This is a genomic window from Streptomyces sp. NPDC052301 (assembly GCF_044593395.1).
Taxonomy (GTDB): Bacteria; Actinomycetota; Actinomycetes; order Streptomycetales; family Streptomycetaceae; genus Streptomyces.
On the sequence record NZ_JBIUBE010000013.1, the window covers coordinates 95,290 to 117,085 of the forward strand.

A 21,796-nucleotide genomic window follows, 5' to 3' on the forward strand; every position below is an offset into this window, starting at 1 on the left:
CCCACCGGGGTCCCCGTGACTCCCGCGCCGCGCTCGGGGCGGCGCGGGAGTCACGGCTCCGGTCGGCGGACGATCAGCCGACGGTCAGGGAGAACGGTCCGGCCAGGACCGCGTAGCCGTCGTCGGCGAGGTAGTACACGTCGTACGTGCCCGCGCCCTTCAGCTTGCCGGTGGAGAAGGTCAGGGCGCCCGCGGCGTTCGGGGCGTAGGCCCAGGTCAGCGAGGACTGACTGCCGGGGGTGGCGCCGGCCGGGTAGATGCCGATCCAGTTCTTGGCGTGGGCCTGTGCGGCGGACGGCACCGCGTAGCGGAGGGTGACGTTGCCGCCGCTCAGGACCGCGTTCAGGTCACCGGTGAGGGTCGGCGTCGTGGCGGTGGAGGGCTTGAAGGCGTCGTTGAGCGGTGTCGCGTAGGTGTCGTTGGCGGTGAGGCCGGGCAGTCCGAGGGCGGCTTCGACGGTGCGGGCTATGCCGTAGTGGTCGTAGTGGCTCGGGCTGCTGGTCCCGGCCGGGACGGTGCCCTGGGAGCCGAGGACCGTGGTGACCACGTGGTTGTAGGCCTCGTTCTGGCTCTCGTCCCAGGTCAGGACGAGCAGCGAGCGCCCTTGCGTCCAGGCCGGGGAGGACAGGACCGGGGCGAGGGTCTGCTTCAGCCAGCCGTCCTGGGTCTTCAGGCTGGTGGCGTCGCCGTTGCCGGAGGCCTCGCCGTCGTAGTAGTCGTCGGCGGCGATCCAGGAGAACGCCGGGGTGGTCGCGGCCGACTTCAGGTCGGTGGTCAGCTGGGTGGTGTCGAACAGGTGGGCCGCGCAGCGGGAGGCGTTGCCGCTGATGTCGGTGTAGTTGATGAAGGGCGCGTCGTCGGGCTCGTAGTAACTGTCGTTGTTGTTCTTGGTGTTGCAGGGCGTGCCCATGCCCTGCTCGTAGGCCTTCCAGGTCTTGCCGGCCGCCTCCAGGGTGTCACCGAGGTTGCGCTGCGGGGAGTTGATGTTCGGGAAATAGGTGGCGCCCTTGGCGTAGGTGTCGCCGCCGGCGATGGCGAGGTAGTTCTCGTCGCTGGGGTGGTAGACGCCGTGGTGGTCGGTCAGCGTGGCGCCCTGGGACATCAGGGTGTGCATGTAGGGCGTGTCGGCCGGGTCGTTCATGACCTCGGAATAGTCGGTGTTCTCCATCATGACCATGAACACGTGGTCGTAGCCCGGGACCTTGGAGACGGGCGGGGCGAGGGGCGCGGGGGCGGCGACCGGGGTGTCCAGGGTGAGGGAGAGGTTGTCGAGGTAGCCGGCCTCGTGGTTCGTGGAGAGGAACTGCACCTCGACCTGGATGGACCGGGTTCTCGCGGGGACCGCGCCGGTGGTCTCGCGCGCGAGGAACCTCGTGGCCAGGCCCCGGTCGCTCGCGGACACGGTCGGCAGCGCGGCCGCGGCGCCCAGGGGGCGGCCGTTCGCGTCGTGGAAGTGCAGGCCGACAGCGACGTACCCGCCGTAACTCGCCCAGCCGCCGAGCCAGCCCGAGAGGTCGTAGTGCACGGCGCCGCCGTCGATGGCCGCGGCGGCCGAGGACACGTCCACGGTCTGGCTCATCGAACCGTCGCCGAAGTTGCCGGGGCCGAAGAAGGCCTTGCCGGGCGTCCGGCCGTCGCCGGGCAGGCCGAAGGAGGCGACGCTGTGGCACATGACGTCCGGGCCGCCGGCCTCGGTGGTCCAGCCGGGCACGGTGTCGGCCGCCGCCCAGTCGTCGGTGCAGTAGCCGCCGCCCTCCGCATCGCCGTCGACGATCAGGTTGCCGCTGTTCCCGGCCGCCTGGGCGGGGGCGGGAGCGGAGACGATCAGTGCGCCGAGGAGGGCGAGGAGCCCGCCGAGGGATCTCCAGCGCAGTCGCATGTGTGTACCTCGTCCCGTTGGTGAGGATGCCGTACGGCGTGCCGGCCGCACGGCCTGGCTGTGCACAACGAACGGGACATGAGTACGGGAGCCCGCTGTCGAGCGGAAGAACCAAGACCAAACTTGACCAGACAAGTTCGGGGCGTTCGGGATCGGTGGACCACACAAAATGTGGCCGTCCGCGCTTTTCGGCGGCCGTGGAACGGGCACGCGGGCGGGGTGGCAGGTTCCGACACTCGGTCGGAGCACGACGTCCGACCGGAGGGGTGATATCACCATGGCCGAGTACGAACGCTCCCGCACGATGCCCGCACAGCCCGAGCATGTCTTCGACCAGGCGGCGAACGTCACCCAGCTCGACGCCTGGCTCCCGGACGAGCTGCACGTGCACCCCGTGGACCCGCCCGCGGTCACCGTGCACGAGGACCGCTCCGGCGATGACACCCCCGCCCTGCTGCGGGCCCAGCCGGACCAGATGCGGCTGGAGTGGGGCACCCGGGAACAGGGCACTTACACCGGCTGGCTGCAGGTGGCGGGCATCGGCAGCGGCGCCAGCGAGGTCACCGTGCACCTGTCGTTCTTCGAGGGCGGCCACGATCCGGGCGAGCAGGCGGTGGCCGACGCTCTCGACGGCAGTCTGCGGCGCCTGGAGGAGCAGGTGCGGATGCGCGTGGACCACTCGGCCGGCTGAGATGCCGCTGCCGTGCGCTCGGGGATCTGAGCCTGGCTCCGAGGGCGCGCGGCCGGAGAACGACCGGAGCGGAGCGGGGGCCTCCCGGGTGTCTCCGGGCAGGCCCCTGCCGTGTGGTGTGGTCGGCGGCGCAGGGCCGCCAGGTTGCGGTAGCCGATCGCCGCGTGTGCTGATCCTGCACGCGGCCCGCGTCGGCGAGCGGCGAGGTACAGGTGCCGGCCACCTTCACGAAAACTGGTGCGGTACGAGTACACCGACTTCGACGAGGCGCCGAGCCGCTCGGACGTGGTCTGCGAGTTCGACCGGACGGTCCGGCCGGGTGTGGTCTACGCCCCGGAGGAGCCGTTGACCCTGAAGGTCCTCGACCGCGCACCGTACGACCAGCTCAGGGTGACGGTCGACGCCACCGACACCGGCCCGGAGGACGGCGCCTCCGACCCGGTGCGCGGCACGGGTCCGGCGGTGAAGCTGGTCGAGCGGCCCGACGGGACTCCCGCACCCTCCGGCTCCGCACAGGACGACGGCTGGGACGGTGTCGACGTGGCGGTGACGGCCGACAGCACGGCCGGCTTCCAGGTGAGCGGCGCCCGGTTGCGGGGGCGCGTCGGCGACACGGTCGCGCTGCGGGCGAAGTCCACCGACGTGGGACCCGCCTGGGTGCTCCGCAGGTCCGGTGAGAGCGCCACCCGCGTGCTGATCGACATGCCGGCGGGCACGTCGGTGACCGAGGCCGACGACTTCTGCAGGCGCGTGGGATACGGCAGTTACTCGTGCGGTACCAGCGAGTCCTGTGTGAACGAGGGTGGCGGAGACACGTACGACTTCACGGTGAAGATCGTCAAGGCGGTGGCCGGCGCCCGGGGTTCCGTGGCGCTCGGGGGCGACTCCGGGCCGTTCGACCACGACAAGGCGAACGACACCGCCGCCATCACGCCCGACGTGACCGGCGGCGGCACGACGGGCGGCAGCGGCTCGACGTCGTCCAGCGGCGGTTCCGGCACGGGCGGCACCGGCGGTTCCGGCTCCACGGCGGGCGGCTCCACGGTGGGTGGCTCGTCGACCGGAGGCAGCACGTCCGGCTCGCCGACCGGAGGCAGCACGACCGGCGGCGCGTCCTCGTCGACGGGCGGCGGCCTGGCGAACACCGGCTCCGGTCCGGTGCTGCCCCTGTCAGCCGGTGCGGCCGCGGCCGTCCTCGTCGGCGCGGGCGCGCTCGTGGTCGTCCGGCGCCGGGTCGGCCGGCAGCGCTGCCCCCGCACGCACGGGGTGGCACCGACCGGCGCGTCCCCGCCGGTCAGTAGCCGGACCCCAGCGTCCGGGTCGTGTAGGCGCACTCGGTGTAGATGTACCCGGGCCTGAGCTTGGCGGTGTCCGAGGCCGGGGTCGCGGTGCTGCTGCCGTTCGGCTTGTGCACGAAGTAGGTGGTGCCGACGGGAAGGCTGATGGTGCGCTGCGGGTAGTCCCGGTTGCCGTGGCACGGCTTGAAGCCGGTCAGCAGCGTGTCGGCGAGCGAGTACGCCTTGCAGCCGCCGCAGCCCTTGAGGGTGAAGCTGCCGGTGACCGGGCCGGTGTACAGGACGGTGATGTCGTCCGGGCTGTCGTTCTTGACCGTGACGGAGATGCTGCCGCCGGAAGCGGTGGTGGGCAGCTTCTTGCCGGCCGCCGGGAGTGTCTGGGCGACCTCGGCCGCTATGGCGATCTTCTTGGCGCGGCCCTGGTTCTTGTCGTTCTTGTTGTCGGAGACGAACTGCTCCATCGTCTTCCGGGCCGCGTCGAAGTCGCCGTCCTTGTACTGCGAGACCCCGCAGGCGTATTCGCCCGCGTCACCGCTCCGGCCGGCGCGGCCGGCGGCCTTCGTCAGGGTGCCGCCCGTGTCGCCCGACGACTTCGACAGGTCGCCGATCCGCGTGTTCAGGCTGCGCAACTGCTCGACGGCGGCGCAGGGTTCGTCGCCGCGGACGGCCTTCTCCGCCTTCTGCACGGCCGCGTCGACGGCGGGGGCGACCTTGGTCGCGGGGCCGGAGTCGGGGAAGGTGTCCAACAGGTCGCCGAAGCGCGTGACCCAGTCCGCCTCACCGGCCGCGAGGCCCTGCTCCCCGCACTCGTACAGCGAGGTGGCGAGCCGGTCGTCGGGCCAGCGGGCCAGCGAACCGAGCTGCTCCTTCGGCAGGGAGTCGGGCATGGTGCGCAGGTACTTCAGCGGCTCGACGGCGGTGCACCAGTCCTGATGGCCGTAGGCGGCGCCGACCGTCGTGTAGTAGGTGCGCAGGCTGTCGGGGACCTTGCGGGCCGCGCGGGAGCCGGCGTGGTGCTCGGCGAGGTCACGGTAGACCTCCAGGGCCGAGCGGTAGTCGGACTCGGCGGCGGTGAACGGTCTCTCTCCGCCGGCGGCCACCAGCCGGTCGGCCTTGTCGAGGCGGTCCAGGAGCGCCTGTTCCACGGCTTCGTCGTGGGCGTCCTGGTACCACAGTGCGCTGCCGGCCGGTACGGCGAGCAGCAGCACCCCCAGCAGGAGTGCGAGGGGCGCTCTGCCCGGCCAGGTCAGCCGGGTACGCAGGCCGGCCACGGCACCGTGGCCGGCCGCCGACAGCAGGAGGACGGCGTAGCCGACGAGCGCGGCGCCGGGGACGCCGTCGGCGTCGGCCGGCAGTGCCACGAGCAGCAGCAGACCGGTTGCGACCAGGCAGCCCGCCATGGCCACCCAGCGCCGCAGGAGCGCGTACCCGAGGCCGAGACCGCTCAGGTTGAGCAGGGCGACCGCGGCGGCCCGCCAGGCGTCCGGCGGCGCGGACGGCGGGCCGGCCGGCATCGGTGGCGGGCTCGGCGGCATGGGCGGCGGCGGGCCCGTGTACCCCTGGTTCGGACCGTACGGACCTACGGACATGACAGCTCCCCCCGGTTCGGCAGCGCCCCCACGGCTGCGGAACCGCAGTTTACGGGCAACGTCGCCGACCCGACAGAGCCTCGAACGCCCATCCGTTCCTCGAGAGTTGAACCGGCTGTCCACACCCGGGAGGCGACTGCCGGCTCGGCGAGAGCATAAGCGTCCCCTATTTGCCGGATAACCCCTTTGTTCGATGAGCCCGGGCCGCCGTGCCGGGGCTCCCAGGGGCGCCCCCCGCGGACAGCGTGAACAAGCCGTCCTCGACGAACGGCTCACACTCCGCGGTTCCGGTTGCCACCATGGGACGACGGGCGAGGGGGAGGGAGGCCGCCGTGGGCTGGACGAGCGAGGAGTTCGGCGAGTCCCACGAGGGCATCGTGGGAGCCGTCCTGGCCGACGGCAGCGAACCGAAGCCCGCGTCCTTCGACGTCGGCAGCGGCGCCGACCTGTACGAGACCTGCGAGTGGTGGGCGTACGACGGCAGGATGAGCAGGCCGCGGGCGGCCGCCGTCCGGGCCTCGTGCGCGTGCGGCTGGCGCGGCCCGAGCGTCCCGGTCCCGTGGGCGGAGCTGGACGGGGACGGCCTGGAGGACCTGGACGTCTCGGGCCCGCACCGGGACTGGGCCGAGCACATCCGCGCGGTCGAGCGGCGGACGATACCGCTGCCGGACGACCTGGCCGAGTTGCTGCACACCCTCGAGGACCGGCTCGTCGCCCTCGCCGACGACGCACCGGCTGCCGCGCTGCGGGCCGTCGCCGCGCTGGACCGGCTGACCCGGCGGGTGGGCCGGGAGGCGGCCTGCACGATCGAGGAGGACGACGACCTGCCGTGGCAGGCGCTCGGCAGGGCGCTCGGCATCGACGCGGACCGCGCCCGCTCCCTCGTCAGCCGCTACCTGCTGCCGCACTGACGCCACAGCCGGCGGATACCGCCGGTCGGCCTTCACGCACGGGCGCCGCTCTCCCGCTGCCTCCCCTCCGCTCCCTCCACTCCCCTCCCTCCGCGCCGCCGGGCGCGTGTCCGTCACCCAGCCGCGGCCTCTGCGCATGCCACGCAGGGGGCCCTTCCCGCCCGGCATGTCCCCTGCACGGCCCAATGAATGTGCGCCGGAGGGGCGAGGCGACGTGACGGGTGTGAACGTGGTGGAAGGCATACGCCGGTGCAACGTCAGGAGGAGGCGGCATGGCGGACGGAGTCGGCGCGGGCAGCGGGACGGCGGCTGCCGTGAGGGACGGCGGCGGTGCGCCGCACGACCGGTCCGGCGACGCCTTCGAGCAGCTCCGCGCCGTCGCGGACGCCGTGCTCTACGAGGGCTACCTGCTCTACCCGTACCGCCGTTCCTCGGCGAAGAACCGGGTCCGCTGGCAGTTCGGGGTGCTGCTGCCCCGGGACTGGGTGGAGCGCGACGGGCCGGTCACGCCCGGCATCGCCGGGTCGGCCGACTCCTGGTACCAGCAGACCGAGTGCCTGCTGCGCGTCCGGCGCGACGACGCGGTCGTACGGGTGCGGGTGCGGTATCTGCAGATGCAGCACAAGCAGGTGGAGGCGGCGGACGGGGCCGGGGGCCACCGGCCGGTCGAGTCCCTGCGCACGGACGACGGCGTCCGTCATCTGACCTTCGAGGAAGCCGTGCCCTGCGAGGCCGAGGTCACCGTGCCGGTGGAGAAGCTGCTCCACGGCGGACGGGCCGTCGACGTGGGGGCGCCCGCCGGTGTGGAGTACGAGTCGCTGCCCGCGGGCGCCGGCCGGATCGTACGGCTGCGCGCGGACCTGCGGGCCACCATGACGGTGCTGGCCGAGCCGCTCGCACCCGGGCTGCTGCGGCTGCGGGTGCGGACCGAGAACACCGGTGCCGCGCCCGCTGTGCAGGTCTCCCGGGAGCAGGCGCTGCGGCAGGCGCTGATCGCGACGCACACGCTCGTCGGCGGGGGCGGCGTGGAGTTCGTCTCGCTGATCGATCCGCCCGGCGCTCTCACGGAGCAGGTGCGGGGCTGCCGCAACGCGTTCACGTTCCCCGTGCTCGGCGGCCCGCTCCAGGAAGGTGGCACGGGTGAGGTCCTGCTCTCGGCCCCGATCATCCTTCCCGACGGTCCGCAGGTGGCGCCGGAGAGCCCGGGCGACCTGCACGACGCGGCGGAGATCGACGAGATCCTCACGTTGCGCACGATGCTCCTGACCGACGAGGAGAAGGCCGAGGCCCGGGCCACCGATCCGCGGGCCGCGAGCATCCTGGACCGGGTCGACACCATGCCCCCGGAGGTCTTCGGCCGGCTGCACGGTGCCATCCGTTCACTGACACCGGTTCAGGCCCCGCCCGACGACCGGCCGGCCTGGTGGCGGGAGGGCGGTGATGACGGGCTGTCCCCGGCGACCGACACGGTGCTCGTGGACGGGATCCCCGTCGGCGGCGGCAGCCGGGTGCGGCTGCGTCCGCGTGGCCGGGGCGCCGACGCCCAGGACATGTTCCTGGACGGTCGGACCGCCCAGGTCTGCGCCGTCTTCCACGACGTGGACGGCAGCGTGCACCTGGCCGTCACCGTCGACGACGACCCCGCCGCCGAACTGCACGGCTGGTACGGCCGTTTCCACTACTTCCGGCCCGACGAGCTCGAGCCGCTCGACCCCGCGGGCGCGCCGGACCCGGGCCCGGCGCGCCCACCCCGGCCGCAGTCCCCGCGGCCCCAGCGTCCGGCCGACCGGCCGTCCGCGCCCCACGACCGAGTCCCAGACCGGCAGTAACGGAGGCCGCAGAGATGACCACACAGAGCGGTACCACCGAAGTCCGCGGCGAGCCCAGCCGGGCCGAGGCGCGGGAGGGCTTCGACGAGATCACCATCCTCTGGATCTCGGAGGGCATGAGCTGCGACGGAGACACCGTCTCGCTGACCGCCGCCGGCCAGCCGTCCATCGAGGACGTGGTGCTGGGCCTGATCCCGGGCCTGCCGAAGGTGAACCTCGTCAACAAGGTGCTCTCGCCGAGCCTCGGCGGCGAGGACTTCCTGGCACCGTACCGGGCGGCGGCCCGCGGCGAGCTGGAGCCCTTCATCCTCGTGATCGAGGGTTCGATCCCGAACCAGAACATCATCGAGGGGGACGGCTACTGGACGTCGTTCGGCAACGACCCGGACACCGGCGAGCCGCAGACCCTCAACTCGTGGATCGACCAGCTCGCGCCGAAGGCCTGGGCGGTGGTGGCGGCCGGCACCTGTGCGACGTTCGGCGGCATCCACGCCATGGCGGGCAACCCGACCGGCTGCATGGGTCTCGCGGACTACCTGGGCTGGGAGTTCAAGGCGCGCTCGGGGCTGCCGGTGGTCAACGTGCCCGGCTGTCCCATCCAGCCGGAGAACTTCATGGAGACCCTCGTCTGGGTGCTCCAGCACGCGGCCGGTGCCGCTCCCCCGCCGCCGCTGGACCACATGCTGCGTCCGCAGTGGCTGTTCGGGAAGACCGTGCACGAGGGCTGTGACCGGGCCGCGTACTACGAGCAGGCCGACTTCGCGAGGGACTACAACTCCCCCAAGTGCCAGGTGAAGGTGGGCTGCTGGGGTCCGGTCGTCAACTGCAACGTGCCCAAGCGCGGCTGGATGTCCGGCATCGGCGGCTGCCCCAACGTCGGCGGCATCTGCATCGGCTGCACGATGCCCAGCTTCCCCGACGCCTTCATGCCGTTCATGGACGAGCCCCCTGGCGGCACGCTGTCGACGATGGTGATCCGGCCGTACGGGGCGGTCATCCGCCGGTTGCGCGGCCTGACCAACGACATGGTGAACCACGAGCCCAGGTGGCGTCACAACAAGCGCAAGCTGACCAGCGGTTACGACCCGCACTGGCGTGCGTGACGCCGTCCTCCCCCATCCCGCCACCGATCCGCCCGACCCGAACAGCGAGGGGCAGTAGCGCAGATGACCACCACCGAGTCCCGGACCGCAGGACGCAAACCCGCCCAGATCGTCGACATGTCCTGGGATCCGATCACCCGGATCATCGGCAACCTGGGGATCTACACGAAGATCGACTTCGCCAACCGGGAGGTCGTCGAGTGCCACAGCACCTCGTCGCTCTTCCGCGGCTATTCGGTCTTCATGAAGGGCAAGGACCCGCGCGACGCGGGTTTCATCACCTCGCGCATCTGCGGGATCTGCGGCGACAACCACACCACCTGCTCCAACTACGCCCAGCAGATGGCCTACGGCGTCAAGCCGCCGAAGCTGGCCGAGCACATCACCAACCTCGGTGAGGCGGCGGAGTACATCTTCGACCACACGATCTTCCAGGACAACCTGGTCTTCGTGGACTTCTGCGAGGCGATGGTCAAGGCCACCAACCCCGGTGTCCTGGCACGCGCCGAGCGCACCGACGCGCCCCGCGGCGACGTGCACGGCTACCGGACCATCGCCGAGATCATGAAGGCCTTCAACCCCTTCGAGGGCGAGGTCTACAAGGAGGCGCTGAAGGTCAGCCGGATCACCCGGGAGATGTTCTGCCTGATGGAGGGGCGTCATGTGCACCCCTCCACGCTGTACCCGGGCGGGGTCGGCACGATGCCGCAGCCGAACACGTTCACCGACTACCTCAGCCGCCTGATGCACGTCATCGACTTCATCAAGAAGGCGGTGGCGATGAACGACGACGTCTTCGACTTCTTCTACGAGGCGCTGCCCGGCTACGAGGAGGTCGGCAAGCGCCGTATCATGCTGGGCTGCTGGGGCGCCTTCCAGAACCCGGACGTGGTCGACTACCGCTACGCGACGATGAACGAATGGGGCCGGGCGATGTACGTCACCCCCGGCATCATCGTGGACGGCAAGCTGGTCACGAACAACCTGATCGACATCAACCTGGGGCTGCGCATCATGCTGGGCAGCTCCTTCTACGAGGACTGGGTGAACGAGGAGCCGTTCGTCACCCACGACCCGCTCGGCAACCCCGTCGACATGCGCCACCCGTGGAACCAGACCACGGTGCCGGTGCCGCAGAAGAGGGACTTCGAGGGCAACTACAGCTGGGTGATGAGCCCGCGCTGGTACCACCCGGAGAGCGGCGAGCACCTCGCGCTGGACACCGGCGGCGGACCGCTGGCGCGGCTGTGGTCGACGGCGCTCAGCGGCCTCGTCGACACGCCGTACGTCAAGACGACGGGCGGCGGCATCCGCATCACCCTGCCCAAGGGCGAGAAGCTGCCGGAGACGACCCTGGAGTGGCGCATCCCGAAGTGGAGCAACACCCTCGAACGGGACCGCGCCCGGCCGTACTTCATCGCCTACGCCGCCGCCATGGCCCTTCAGTTCCTGGAGGAGGCCATGGGAATGCTCAAGAGCGGCGACACGAAGGTGTTCGAGAACTTCGAGGTCCCGGACGAGTCGATCGGCTGCGGCTTCCACGAGGCGGTCCGCGGTGTCCTCTCGCACCACCTGGTGATCCGGGACAAGAAGATCGCCAACTACCACCCGTACCCGCCCACCCCGTGGAACGCCAGTCCGCGTGACATCTACGGCACCCCGGGCCCGTACGAGGACGCCGTCCAGGGCCAGCCGATCTTCGAGGAGAACGGGCCGGACGACTTCAAGGGCGTCGACATCATGCGCACCGTGCGCAGCTTCGACCCCTGTCTGCCGTGCGGTGTCCACATGTACATGGGCAAGGGCAAGACCCTGACCACCGTGCACAGCCCGACGTACGGAGCGAACCATGGCTGACGCCGCGGCCCGGCTGGCGGACCCCCAGGTGGAGGCGCGGCTCGCCCGGCTGGACGAGGTGCTGGCCGGGCTGGAGTCCGCGCCCGGCCCGGCGCTCGAGGCGGTGCGACTGCTGACCGAGGTCTACGGCGAGGCGCTGTCCCGGGTGCTGGAGCGGGCCGACGCGGCACTGGGCGAGCAGCTCGCCGACGACGAGCTGCTCGGGCACCTGCTGGTCCTGCACGACATCCATCCGGAGCCTGTCGAGCGCCGCGCCGCCCGCGCCGTCGAGAAGCTGCGGCCCGCGGTGCGCGAGCGCGGCGGTGACCTGGAGTGGGCCGGGGTCGAAGGGCAGGTGGCGCGGGTCCGGCTGAGCAGCGGCGGCGGATGCGGTTCCGGGTGCGGCGGCGGCTCCGCGGACGTCGCCGAGGCGGTCCGGGCGGCGGTGCTGGCCGTCGCCCCGGAGCTGACCTCGGTGGAGACGCTGCAGGACCCGGCCGCGCGCCAGACCCCGCCCGCTTTCGTGCCGCTGAGCACGATCAAGCGTCGGGCCGTGCCCCAGGAGGCGCGGTGAGCGTGGACGGGGCCCTCGCCCGGGTCATCCGCTCCACCGCCGGCCGCGCGGCGACGGCCGAGGCCGAACGCTGCGAGCTGTGCGCCTCGCACGTGGCCGAGGAACACCCCCATCTGTACGACACCGGCGCCGCCGAGGTGCGGTGCGTGTGCGGCCCCTGTTCGGTGCTGTTCGCCGACGACGGGGCGGGCGAGGGCCGCTACCGGCTCGTGCCCCGGCGCCGGCTGCGGCTGACGCCGGTCGACACGGCGGTGCTGGGCGTCCCGGTGGGGCTGGTGTTCTTCGTTCCGCACGCGGACGGCACGGTGACCGCGCAGGGACCGAGCCCGGCCGGGGCCATGCGGTGGGAGGTGGACGCGGCGGCCTGGCAGCGGCTGGCCGGTACGGTGCCGCAGCTCGCCGCCATGGCTCCCGACGTGGAGGCGCTGCTGGTGAACACCGTCCGTGGCCTCGACGAACACTGGATCGTGCCGGTCGACGACTGCTACCGGATGATCGCCCTGGTCCGCCACGAGTGGCAGGGGCTCTCCGGTGGCGGCCGGGTCTGGCCGGCCGTAGAACAGTTCTTCAGAGAGCTGACCGAGCGGTCGTGAGACCCGGAGGGAGAACCGACATGGGCAGCATCCGAGTGGGCCGCCCCCAGGCGAAGCCCGACACACCCAGCCATGTGCCCGGACTGCACCAGGGCAACAGGGGCCCGTACAAGCACCAGACCGGACATCACAAGGACGGCAGCTCCGACGCGCGCCGCTCCACCGGTATCCACTGGAAGCGGCATGACGCCCTGATCAAGGACATGCCGAACATCTCACCGGGATGAGAGGGAGCGAAAAGTGGCCGTCATGAGCATGGGCACGAGAAAGAGGACCGCGCGACAGAGGATGTCGGGACGCCAGCTGCTGATGGCGCAGGCGGCGGTGGTCGGCAGCATGGCCGCGGCCCTGATCGCCAAGGAACTCCCGGGCATCATGCGGGAGCTGCGCATCTACCGGATGACCGGTGGCCTGCGCGCCCACCGCCGGTACCCCTGAGCCGCGGCCGTGCACGAACTGTCGATCGCGACCGCGATCGTGGAGCAGGCCGAGGAGATCGCCCGCGCGGACGGGGCCGACGGCGTGTCGTCGGTGACCGTGCGCGTGGGCGAACTGTCGGGTGTGGTGCCCGACGCGCTGGACTTCGCCTTCGAGGTGGTCCGGGAGGGCACGGCGCTGGCCACAGCCCGGCTGGTCGTCGAACAGGTGGCCGCCCGGGCCTGGTGCGAACCGTGCACCGAGGAGTTCGCGGTCGGCATGCCGCCGTTCTTCTGGTGCCCCCGCTGCGACCGGCCCTCGCAGGAACTGCGCAGCGGGAGGGAACTGGAGATCACCGGCGTCGAGGCGTGACGCGCCGCCGGGCCGGCCCTCCGCATCGCGTTCGTGACGGGGCCCGGCGGGTGGCGTTCGCCGCCCGCCGGGCCCCGTTCCCGCGTTCTCAGCAGATGCGCGGGAGCTGCTCCCCGAGGGGCAGGTCCACCACGCGGGTGCCGCCGAGGGCGGTGGCGACGACCACCATGCCCGGGTGGTCCTCGACGCATTCGCCGATGAGCGCCGCGCCGGCGCCCTGCGGGTGGGCGCGCATCGCCGCCAGGACGGCCTCGGCGTGCCGCGGGGGCACGAAGGCGACGAGCCGGCCCTCGTTGGCGACGTACAGCGGGTCCAGGCCGAGGAAGCCGCAGGCGTTCACGACCTCGTCGGGCACCGGGACGGCCCGCTCGTGCAGCCGTACGCCGGTGCCGGAGGCGCGGGCGATCTCGTTCAGGGACGCGCCCAGCCCGCCCCGGGTGGGGTCGCGCAGCACATGCACGTCCTGGGTGACCGCCAGCATGGCCGCGACCAGGTCCGCCAGGGGCGCGGTGTCGGAGGCGATCTCGACGCCGAACTCCAGCCCCTCCCGCACGCTCATGATGGCCACGCCGTGCAGGCCGATGGGTCCGCTGACGATGACGGCGTCGCCGGGCCGGGCGCGCTGCGGACGGATGTCGACCCCGGCGGGTACGAGGCCGACACCGGCGGTGGTGACGTAGACACCGTCCCCGTGCCCGGACTCGACCACCTTGGTGTCGCCGGTGGCGACGGTGACACCCGCCGCCTCGGCGGCCGTGCCGATGGCGCGGGCGACCCGCTCGACGACGGCGAGTTCGACGCCCTCCTCCAGGATGAAGGCGGTGGAGAGATGGGTGGGCCGGGCGCCGCTCATCGCAAGGTCGTTGACGGTGCCGTTGACCGCGAGGTCGCCGAGGCAGCCGCCGGGGAAGAACAGCGGGCGTACGACGTAGGAGTCGGTGGAGAAGGCCAGCCGGGTGCCGCCGAGGTCGAGGACGGCCGAGTCGGTGAGGGCGGCCAGCGTCGGGTTGCCGTAGGCGGGCGCGAAGATCTGCTCGATCAGTTCGGCGGACAGGGCGCCGCCTCCGCCGTGGCCCATGACGACGACCGGCTGGTCACGCAGGGGGGCGGGGCAGGTCCAGTTCGTGGGGTCGACGGCCGGCTCCGTACCGACGGCCGTTTCGGTGGCGAGATCAGCCAACGGGGTTCATCTCCTCCTGCGGGATGCGGGATCCCTGGGGGGCCGGGGTGTTCATCCGGCGGTACAGGTAGTAGGCCGCGCAGGCGCCCTCGCTGGAGACCATGGTGGCGCCGAGCGGGGTGCGGGGGGTGCAGGCCTTGCCGAACGCCTCGCACTCGGTCGGCTTGATCAGGCCCTGCAGGACCTCGCCGGCCCGGCACACGGCGGGCTCCTCGGTGCGGATGCCGCTGACGTCGAAGCGGTGCTCGGCGTCGTACGCGCGGAAGGCCTCGGTCAGCCGCCAGCCGCTGGCCGGAATGCGGCCGATGCCGCGCCAGTTGCGGTCGGCCACCTCGAACACCTCCTCGATCATGTGCCGGGCCGCCGCGTTGCCCTCGTCGCGTACGGCGCGGGGGTAGGCGTTCTCCACCCGGTGCTCGCCGCGCTCCAGCTGGTGGACGGCACGGCGGATGCCCTCGAGGATGTCCAGCGGCTCGAAGCCGGTCACCACGATCGGCACCCGGTGCTTCCGGACCAGCTCCGGGTACTCGGCGGTACCCATCACGCTGCACACGTGCCCGGCGGCGAGGAAGCCCTGCACCCGGCAGCTGGGGGCCGTCATGATGGCCTCGATCGCCGGGGGGACCCGGACGTGGGAGACCAGCAGGCTGAAGTTGTCCAGGCCGAGGCGGCGGGCCTGGTGGACGGCCATGGCGTTGGCGGGGGCGGTCGTCTCGAAGCCGATCGCGAAGAACACGACCTGCCGGTCCGGGTTCTTCCGGGCGAGGTCGAGGGCGTCCAGGGGCGAGTACACCACGCGTACGTCCCCGCCCGCGCTCTTGACCCGGAACAGGTCCCGGTCGGTGCCGGGTACGCGGAGCATGTCCCCGAAGGAGCAGAAGATCACGCCGGGGCGGGCGGCGATCTCCAGGGCCTTGTCGATGACCTCGAGCGGCGTGACACACACCGGGCAGCCGGGCCCGTGGATCAGTTCGACCTTCTCGGGGAGGAGTTGGTCGATGCCGTGGCGGATGATGGAGTGGGTCTGGCCGCCGCAGACCTCCATCAGCGCCCAGGGCCGGGTGACCGTGGCGCGGATCTCGTCCAGCAACCGCCGTGCGAGGTCAGGGTCGTTGAACTCGTCGATGTACTTCACCGTGCCTCACTCCCGCTCTCCTGCCGTGCCGCCTGCTCCCAGGCGTCACCGAACTCCTCTTCCAGCAGCCCCAGTTGCTCGAACAGCTCCAGGGACGCCCGTGCCGACTCCTCGTCCAGGCGCTGCAGGGCGAAGCCGACGTGGACGATGACGTACTCGCCCACCCGCACATCGGGCAGGTACTCCAGGCACGCCTGTTTGCGCACCCCGCCGAAGTCGATCAGACCGGTCAGGGGGTCGGCTTCCCGGTCGATGGCGACGACCTTGCCGGGGACTGCGAGACACATGGGTCACTCCGTCTCTCGGTGCATTGCTGTTCCCGCGACCATGAGCTGGCCGAGCGCCAGCCCTCCGTCGTTGGGAGGGACTTCGCCGTGCCGGAGGACCGTGAAGCCGTCCCCGGCCAGCAGGGTGGTGCACTCCTCCTCCAGCAGGCCGTTGGCGAACGCGCCTCCGGTGAGGGCCACCGTGCGCAGACCGGTCTCCGTGCGCGCTCGGCGGCAGATCTCCGCGACGGCGCGCGCGACGCCCCGGTGGAAGCGGGCGGCGAGGACGGGGGCGGGGGTAGCGGCGCGCCGGTCGGCCAGCAGGGCCTCCAGCATCGGACCGGGGTCGCACACCAGCGTGCTGCCACCGGTGAGGCCGAAGGGATACGCCTCGTCGTCCGTGTGCCACGCCCGCACCGCCACGGCCTCCAGCTCCATCGCCGCCTGTGCCTCGTACCCCGCCCGGTGGCACACCCCCACGAGCGAGGACACCGCGTCGAAGAGGCGGCCCATGCTGGACGTCCGCACACAGGCCACCTGCCGGTCCAGCTGACGGCCGAGGGTGGCGAGTTCCATGTCCGAGCACGCGGTGACACTCGGCAGGTCCGCTGCCCACGGCAGGCCGGCCGCCCAGAGCCGGGCCAGCGCCAGCCGGCACGGATTCGCCACGCCCGCGTCGCCGCCGGGCAGCGGGGCCGTGGCCAGATGGGCGAGGCGGCGGTAGCCGGTGTAGTCGGCGAGCAGGATCTCGCCGCCCCACACCGTGCCGTCGTCGCCGTAGCCGGTGCCGTCGAAGGCCACGCCGATCACGGGCGTGCTGCCGTCGAGGCCGTGTTCGGCCATCGCGGAGGCGATGTGGGCGTGGTGGTGCTGGACCAGCGTCAGGGCGTCGCCCGGCAGCCGGGCGGCCCTGCGGTGGGCGCGGCGCGTGGAGTGGTAGCCGGGGTGCCGGTCGGCGGCCACCAGGCCCGGGGTGACTCCGGTGAGCCGGGAAAGGTGCCGTTCGGCCCGCTCGGCGGCCTCCAGGGTGGCCAGTTCGCCCATGTCGCCGATGTGCGGCCCGAACCAGGCGTGGTCGTCCTCGCCCAGACAGAGCACGTTCTTCAGGTCGCCGCCGACCGCGAGCGTGGCGCGGACCGGGACCGGCAGCCGCAGCGGGCGGGGGACGTACCCGCGGGAGCGGCGCAGCACCTGCGCGGTGCCGTCGGGACGGACGCGCAGCAGGGAGTCGTCGCAGGGCGCGGCGATGGGGCGGTCGTGGCCGAGCCAGGCGTCGGCGAGGCCGGCCAGGCGGGTCAGCGCCTCGGTGTCGTCGGTGACGATCGGCTCGCCGGAGCGGTTGCCGCTCGTCATGACCAGCACGCGGGGGCCCTCGGGGTCGCCGGGAAGCCCGAACAGCAGGGTGTGCAGCGGGGTGTAGGGCAGCATGACGCCGACGTGCGGGCTGCCGGGGCAGACCTGGTCGGCGAGGCGGGGCCCGCCGTCCGCGGGGGTGCGGCGGCGCAGCAGGACGATGGGGCGGCGGGGGCCGGTGAGCGCGTCCCGCTCGGCGTCGGAGACGACCGCGATCCGCTCCGCCGTGGCGAGGTCGGCGCACATCACCGCGAAGGCCTTGCCGCGCCGCTCCTTGCGGTCGCGCAGGGCGCGGACGGCCGTCGGGTCGGTTGCGTCGCACGCCAGGTGGTAGCCGCCGACACCCTTGACGGCGACGATCCGGCCGGCGGCGAGCAGCGCCCGCGCGGTCGCGAGGGCCTCCCCGTCCCGGGCCGGACGCAGGCCCAGGCCGTCGGCGGGGGTCAGGGTGAGGCGCGGGCCGCAGTCCGGGCAGGCGACGGGCTGGGCGTGGAAGCGCCGGTCGGCCGGATCGCCGTACTCCCGGGTGCAGGCGGGGCACATCGGGAAGCCCGCCATGGTCGTCGCGACCCGGTCGTACGGCATGCCGGTGGCGATGGTGAAGCGGGGGCCGCAGTGGGTGCAGGTGATGAACGGGTGCCGGTGCCGGCGATCGCCGGCGTCGGCCAGTTCGCGCAGGCAGTCCGCGCAGGTCGCCGTGTCGGGCGGGAGCTGGGTGCGGCCGGCGGCCCGCTCGGTGGAGCGGATGGCGAACGGGCCGGTGTCGCCGGTGGCGGGCAGGTCCTCGCCGGTGATCGCGGTCACCGTGGCCAGGGGCGGGGGGCGGTGGGCCAGCAGCTCGCAGAAGCGGTCCACCTCGTCCGGGGGGCCCTCGATCTCGACGATCACGCCGTCGCCGGTGTTGCCGACGAATCCGGTCAGGGAGAGGCCGGCGGCCAGGCGGTGCACGTACGGCCGGAACCCGACCCCCTGCACGGTGCCGCGCACGCTGAGCCGGCGACGGACCGGGCCCGTGGCGGGGGCGGTCATGCGACGGGGGCGGAGGTGTGGTGGCCGTGCGGGTGCGGGGCGAGGGGCGGCCGGTGCGGCGGAGCTCCTTGGCGGGCGGCGAGGGCCCGCTCCAGGAGTGTGTCCACCCCGGAACCGGTGCGGGCACAGGACCGTACGACCTCCACGCCCGGGTTGACCCGCTGCACGTTGGCGCGGAAGGCGGTCTCGTCGAAGCCGGCCGGCTCGGCGAGGTCGGTCTTGGTGAGGACGACGAGGTGGGCGGAGCCGAACGCGGTGGGGTACTTCAGTGGTTTGTCCTCGCCCTCGGTGACCGCCATCAGCACGATCCGCAGGGTCTCGCCGAGGTCGTAGGAGGCCGGGCAGACGAGGTTGCCGACGTTCTCGACGAAGAGCACGCAGGTGTCCTGTGGAAGCCAGCCCGCGAGCTTGGCGCGGACCTGGCGGGCCTCCAGGTGGCACAGTCCGTCGGTGAGCAGTTGCTGGACGGGGGCACCGGAGCGGGCGAGCCGGACGGCGTCGTTCTCGGTGGCGAGGTCGGCGGTCAGCGCGGCGACCGGCACGCCCCGCTCGACGGCGCGGGCGAGGACCCGGCCGAGGAGTTCGGTCTTGCCGCTGCCCGGGCTGGACAGCAGGTTGACCGCCGTGACGCCCTGCCGGGTGAGGTCGCCGCGGAGGGTGGCGGCGAGGTCGTCGTTCTTCGCCAGGACGGCCTGTTTGACGTCGGACCGGCACATGGGCGCTGCTCCTCGGACTCGGCGGTGGAGCCCGGGCCGCGTCCTTGCGGCCCGGGCCCGACCGATCTTCCGCTCAGTCGGCCGCGGTGCCGTGCAGCGCTGCCGGGTGCGGGGGTGGGGATTCCATCGGGCGGCCCAACGGGGGCATCGGTCCGTCGGGGTCGGCGAGCAGGGCCGGGATCAGGGTGTGCAGTGCGTCCACGGCTCGGTCGACGGCCTCCCGCACCGGCGTGCTGAGCCCCGGGAGCAGGTCCTCGTCCTCGCTCGGCAGGACCTCCGGCTCGCAGGCCAGCACCAGGACCCGGGGCAGCGGCTCGTCGCCCAGGTGCGTGGCGAGGGCCAGCACCTTCGCCGGGTCCATGCCGTGGGCCTCGGGTGGGACCGTGCCGTCGGGGGGTTCGGCCTCGATCAGGGACAGCGTGCCGGGGCGCCGGCCGCGCCGGGCGGCGTCGACCAGGACGGCGGTGGCGTAGCCGTCCAGCAGGTCGTAGGCGAGGTCCATGCCGCGGATGCCGTAGTCACGCACCCGCACCTCGGGGGGCAGCGGGCGGTCGTCGAGGGCGCGGATCACCTCGGGGCCGAAGGCGTCGTCCGCGAGGAAGATGTTGCCGACGCCCGCCACCAGCAGCCGGGGCGTCAACGGACGTCTCCGGCGAGCGGGGTGAGCGGGCGGGCCGAGCCGGACGGCGTCTTGCGGACGAAGGCGGAGCGCAGGGCGTGGTAGGGCGCTCCGGGGTCGAAGAAGAGGGCGTGCATCCGGTCCAGTTCCGCCTGCCGGTGGTCATCGAGGGGGCGTTCGCGCTCGTCGCGGGCGCGTGCGGCGGCCTTGGCGGCGATCCGCCGGTCGAGGTCGGGCGCGGCGGCGAGGCCGGCCGCCAGCCGCTCCGCCTCGGCCGTGAACTGCCCCGGTGCGGTGGTCACGAGCCGGTCCACGAGCCCGAGCCGTGCGGCCGACGCGGCGCTGACCGGCAGGGCCTCGGTGGTGAGCCGGTGGGCCTGCTCCGGGCCGACGCGGCGGGGCAGGCTGTAGGTCCAGAACTCGGAGCCGTACAGGCCCATGCGCCGGTAGTGCGGGTTGAGGGCCGTACCGGTGCGGCACCACACCTGGTCGGCGGCGAGGGCGAGCATGGCTCCGCCGGCCGCCGCGTTGCCGGCGAGCGCGGCCACCACCAGCCGGTCGGTGGTGCGCAGGACCGCCTCCACGAGGTCGTCCATGGCGTTGAGGTTGGCCCACGACTCCCCGGCGGGGTCGGGTGCGGCTTCGATGACGTTCAGGTGGATGCCGTTGGAGAAGAAGTCGCGCGTCCCGCCGAGCACCAGCACCCGGGTGGGCCGGGTGAGCGCGTCCTCGTAGGCGACGAGCAGTCTGCGGCACTGGTCGGTGCTCATGGCGCCGCCCGGGAAGGAGAAGGTCAGGAGGCCGACGTCGCCGTGCTGCCGGTAGCGGATGTCGGTCCAGGTGCGCCGGTCCGGGGGCAGCTCGAGCGGTACGGCGGCCTCCGGGAGCTTCGCCGTGTCGTCGCCGGAGAACGCGGCCAGCACGGAGACGGCCGGGCGCCGGAAGGGGGCGGGGTCGCCGGAGTTCTTGCGGGGGCGCAGTTCCGGGATCCAGACCGCGCCGTCCCGGGTGGCCCGGCAGACGGCGCCGGCCCGGTGCGCGAGCAGTGCGCCGGGACGGCCGCGCAGCCGGTCCTCGGGGTGCCCGCCGTGCAGGAACACCTCCCGGCCGAGGAGTTCGTCCAGCACGCCCGGCTGGGAGTCGGCGCCGCGCAGCTTGCTCAGGACGGTCTCGGTGTCGTCCTGTTCCCAGTCGATGCGCCGCCGCTCCTGCCGGAAGTAGTCGCGCCAGACCGCCTTGACCGACCCGTCGGTCTGCGGGCGGGGCCGGTACGTGCCGTCCGCGTAGCGCCGTACGGCCGTGAGGACGGCGGTGACGGCGGCGTCTGAGGCCTCGTTGCGGTACAGGTCGCTCTTGCCGACGGCCGGCACGGGGAACGGCTCCGCCGCCCAGACCGCGCCCGCGTCCATCGCAGCCTCGGCCTGAAGCACGGTCACGCCCCACTGCGCGGCTTGCCCGGCGATGGCCCAGTCCAGCGAGGAGGGGCCGCGGTCACCGGGCGGCCCCGGATGCACGATCAGGCAGGTGTGCTCCTGCCACACGTCCTCGGGCAGGGCCGTCCTGAGCATCGGCGCGACGATCAGCTCGGGCCGGAACTCCCGAACGGCGGCCCGGACCGGATCGTCGCCCTGTGAGGCGAGGACGACGTCCACGCGGTGCCCGTGGTCGGAGAGTTCGGCGTACAGGCGTTGGGAGAGGCTGTTGAACGCGCTGGCGACGAGCAAAATGTCCATGACATGGCATGTTCGTCCCTTCCGGGGGCGCCGTGAAGGACCGCCGCGCTGTTTCGCCCGCGCCGGTCAGGTCTCTTCCTCCATCCGGATCGCATTCCGGAGGTCCTCGAAGGCCCGGCCCCGCTCGTCCTTGTGCGCTTCCAGCAGGGCGCCGGCGATCGCGTCGAGCTTGCGCTGGATCGCGTGCTCGGCGCGCATCTCGGCGTTCTTCAGCAGTGCGAGGAGCAACAGGGTGACGGCGGTCATGGATTCGCCCGCCAGCAGCAGCAGTTCCAGCCGCAGATGCGCGACGTGGGCCGTGACGAAGAAGCCGACGAGGAGCAGGCAGAAGAGGAAGAACGCCGGTGAGCTGGTGAAGTTGGAGGCGTACTCCGCGAACTGCTCGAACCGGCCGCGGCCCGTGCCGCCGCGGTGGACGGGATTCTTGAAGGTCATGGGCGAGCCTTACCCCGCCCCGGACGAAAGCGGACCGCCGGCCGCCGCCACCCGGGCGTCACGTCCCGAGGGCACCGATCCGCTCGCGGGCCGGCCCGGCGGCGGCCTGTCGCGACCGTTCGGGGGAGGGAACCGGGATCGGACCGCGCCACGTCCGTGCCGTGGGGGGGGGGGGGGGGGGGGGGGGGGGGGGGGGGCGGGGCGGGGGCCGGGGGCGGGGCGGGGCCGGGCCCCCGGCGAC

Annotated in this window: 21 protein-coding genes; 11 read left to right on the plus strand and 10 right to left on the minus strand. The window is 72.9% G+C overall.

Annotated features, from left to right (window positions below; translation table 11 throughout):
* Positions 1–73 precede the first annotated feature (73 nt).
* On the minus strand, positions 74–1,879 hold the full coding sequence (locus ACIHEJ_RS30775; RefSeq protein WP_400140363.1) for an alkaline phosphatase family protein: 1,806 nt from the start codon (positions 1,877–1,879) through the stop codon (positions 74–76).
* A gap of 277 nt (positions 1,880–2,156) precedes the next feature.
* On the opposite strand from ACIHEJ_RS30775, the gene ACIHEJ_RS30780 reads away from it, so the two are divergent.
* Both ACIHEJ_RS30780 and ACIHEJ_RS30785 read left to right on the plus strand, forming a co-directional pair.
* Positions 2,157–2,570 (plus strand): SRPBCC family protein, encoded by a 414-nt coding sequence (locus tag ACIHEJ_RS30780; RefSeq protein ID WP_400140364.1) that lies wholly within the window; start codon positions 2,157–2,159, stop codon positions 2,568–2,570.
* Between the two features lie 237 nt (positions 2,571–2,807).
* Positions 2,808–3,929 (plus strand): hypothetical protein, encoded by a 1,122-nt coding sequence (locus ACIHEJ_RS30785; RefSeq protein WP_400140365.1) that lies wholly within the window; start codon positions 2,808–2,810, stop codon positions 3,927–3,929.
* Here ACIHEJ_RS30785 and ACIHEJ_RS30790 read toward each other — a convergent pair.
* On the minus strand, positions 3,865–5,400 hold the full coding sequence (locus ACIHEJ_RS30790; RefSeq protein WP_400140476.1) for a hypothetical protein: 1,536 nt from the start codon (positions 5,398–5,400) through the stop codon (positions 3,865–3,867). The two genes, ACIHEJ_RS30785 and ACIHEJ_RS30790, sit on opposite strands and share 65 nt — an antisense overlap.
* 386 nt (positions 5,401–5,786) lie before the next feature.
* Between ACIHEJ_RS30790 and ACIHEJ_RS30795 the strand changes: the two genes are divergently transcribed.
* The 9 genes from ACIHEJ_RS30795 (at position 5,787) to hypA (ending at position 13,089) form a co-directional block, all read left to right on the plus strand.
* Complete coding sequence (locus ACIHEJ_RS30795; protein WP_400140366.1) at positions 5,787–6,365, plus strand: hypothetical protein; 579 nt, start codon at positions 5,787–5,789, stop codon at positions 6,363–6,365.
* Between the two features lie 272 nt (positions 6,366–6,637).
* Positions 6,638–8,194 carry a hypothetical protein gene (locus tag ACIHEJ_RS30800; RefSeq protein ID WP_400140367.1) on the plus strand — a complete coding sequence of 519 codons (1,557 nt, stop codon included), beginning with the start codon at positions 6,638–6,640 and terminating at the stop codon, positions 8,192–8,194.
* A gap of 14 nt (positions 8,195–8,208) precedes the next feature.
* On the plus strand, positions 8,209–9,297 hold the full coding sequence (locus ACIHEJ_RS30805) for a hydrogenase expression protein HypE (protein ID WP_400140368.1): 1,089 nt from the start codon (positions 8,209–8,211) through the stop codon (positions 9,295–9,297).
* A gap of 63 nt (positions 9,298–9,360) precedes the next feature.
* A complete protein-coding gene (locus tag ACIHEJ_RS30810) occupies positions 9,361–11,154 on the plus strand; it encodes a nickel-dependent hydrogenase large subunit (RefSeq protein ID WP_400140369.1) in 1,794 nt (597 codons plus the stop codon).
* A complete protein-coding gene (locus tag ACIHEJ_RS30815) occupies positions 11,147–11,707 on the plus strand; it encodes a NifU family protein (protein ID WP_400140370.1) in 561 nt (186 codons plus the stop codon). Before ACIHEJ_RS30810 ends, ACIHEJ_RS30815 begins: the two co-directional genes overlap by 8 nt.
* A complete protein-coding gene (locus ACIHEJ_RS30820) occupies positions 11,704–12,300 on the plus strand; it encodes a DUF5947 family protein (RefSeq protein WP_400140371.1) in 597 nt (198 codons plus the stop codon). Before ACIHEJ_RS30815 ends, ACIHEJ_RS30820 begins: the two co-directional genes overlap by 4 nt.
* A gap of 20 nt (positions 12,301–12,320) precedes the next feature.
* A complete protein-coding gene (locus ACIHEJ_RS30825) occupies positions 12,321–12,527 on the plus strand; it encodes a hypothetical protein (RefSeq protein ID WP_366009900.1) in 207 nt (68 codons plus the stop codon).
* A 61-nt stretch (positions 12,528–12,588) separates the two neighbouring features.
* Positions 12,589–12,738: a hypothetical protein gene (locus ACIHEJ_RS30830; protein WP_400140372.1), complete on the plus strand. Its 150-nt coding sequence runs from the start codon at positions 12,589–12,591 to the stop codon at positions 12,736–12,738.
* A gap of 9 nt (positions 12,739–12,747) precedes the next feature.
* The gene (gene hypA / locus ACIHEJ_RS30835) at positions 12,748–13,089 is read left to right on the plus strand and encodes a hydrogenase maturation nickel metallochaperone HypA (RefSeq protein ID WP_400140373.1); all 342 of its coding nucleotides are present in this window, start codon (positions 12,748–12,750) and stop codon (positions 13,087–13,089) included.
* 88 nt (positions 13,090–13,177) lie between these two features.
* On the opposite strand, the gene hypE is transcribed toward hypA, so the two are convergent.
* The 8 genes from hypE to ACIHEJ_RS30875 all read right to left on the minus strand — a co-directional run bounded on the left by hypE (position 13,178) and on the right by ACIHEJ_RS30875 (position 21,555).
* Positions 13,178–14,269 carry a hydrogenase expression/formation protein HypE gene (gene hypE, locus ACIHEJ_RS30840; RefSeq protein ID WP_400140374.1) on the minus strand — a complete coding sequence of 364 codons (1,092 nt, stop codon included), beginning with the start codon at positions 14,267–14,269 and terminating at the stop codon, positions 13,178–13,180.
* A complete protein-coding gene (hypD, locus tag ACIHEJ_RS30845; RefSeq protein ID WP_400140375.1) occupies positions 14,262–15,404 on the minus strand; it encodes a hydrogenase formation protein HypD in 1,143 nt (380 codons plus the stop codon). Before hypD ends, hypE begins: the two co-directional genes overlap by 8 nt.
* Positions 15,401–15,691 carry a HypC/HybG/HupF family hydrogenase formation chaperone gene (locus ACIHEJ_RS30850; protein ID WP_366009903.1) on the minus strand — a complete coding sequence of 97 codons (291 nt, stop codon included), beginning with the start codon at positions 15,689–15,691 and terminating at the stop codon, positions 15,401–15,403. The genes hypD and ACIHEJ_RS30850 overlap by 4 nt, the downstream gene beginning before the upstream one ends.
* Before the next feature lie 3 nt (positions 15,692–15,694).
* Complete coding sequence (gene hypF / locus ACIHEJ_RS30855; RefSeq protein ID WP_400140376.1) at positions 15,695–18,052, minus strand: carbamoyltransferase HypF; 2,358 nt, start codon at positions 18,050–18,052, stop codon at positions 15,695–15,697.
* On the minus strand, positions 18,049–18,768 hold the full coding sequence (gene hypB, locus ACIHEJ_RS30860) for a hydrogenase nickel incorporation protein HypB (RefSeq protein WP_400140377.1): 720 nt from the start codon (positions 18,766–18,768) through the stop codon (positions 18,049–18,051). Before hypB ends, hypF begins: the two co-directional genes overlap by 4 nt.
* Before the next feature lie 73 nt (positions 18,769–18,841).
* Positions 18,842–19,408 (minus strand): hydrogenase maturation protease, encoded by a 567-nt coding sequence (locus ACIHEJ_RS30865; RefSeq protein ID WP_400140378.1) that lies wholly within the window; start codon positions 19,406–19,408, stop codon positions 18,842–18,844.
* Entirely contained in the window at positions 19,405–21,120 is a 1,716-nt protein-coding gene (locus ACIHEJ_RS30870; protein WP_400140379.1) for a hydrogenase maturation protein, read from the minus strand. Before ACIHEJ_RS30870 ends, ACIHEJ_RS30865 begins: the two co-directional genes overlap by 4 nt.
* Positions 21,121–21,186: 66 nt before the next feature.
* Positions 21,187–21,555 carry a low affinity iron permease family protein gene (locus ACIHEJ_RS30875; protein ID WP_400140380.1) on the minus strand — a complete coding sequence of 123 codons (369 nt, stop codon included), beginning with the start codon at positions 21,553–21,555 and terminating at the stop codon, positions 21,187–21,189.
* Positions 21,556–21,796 lie beyond the last annotated feature (241 nt).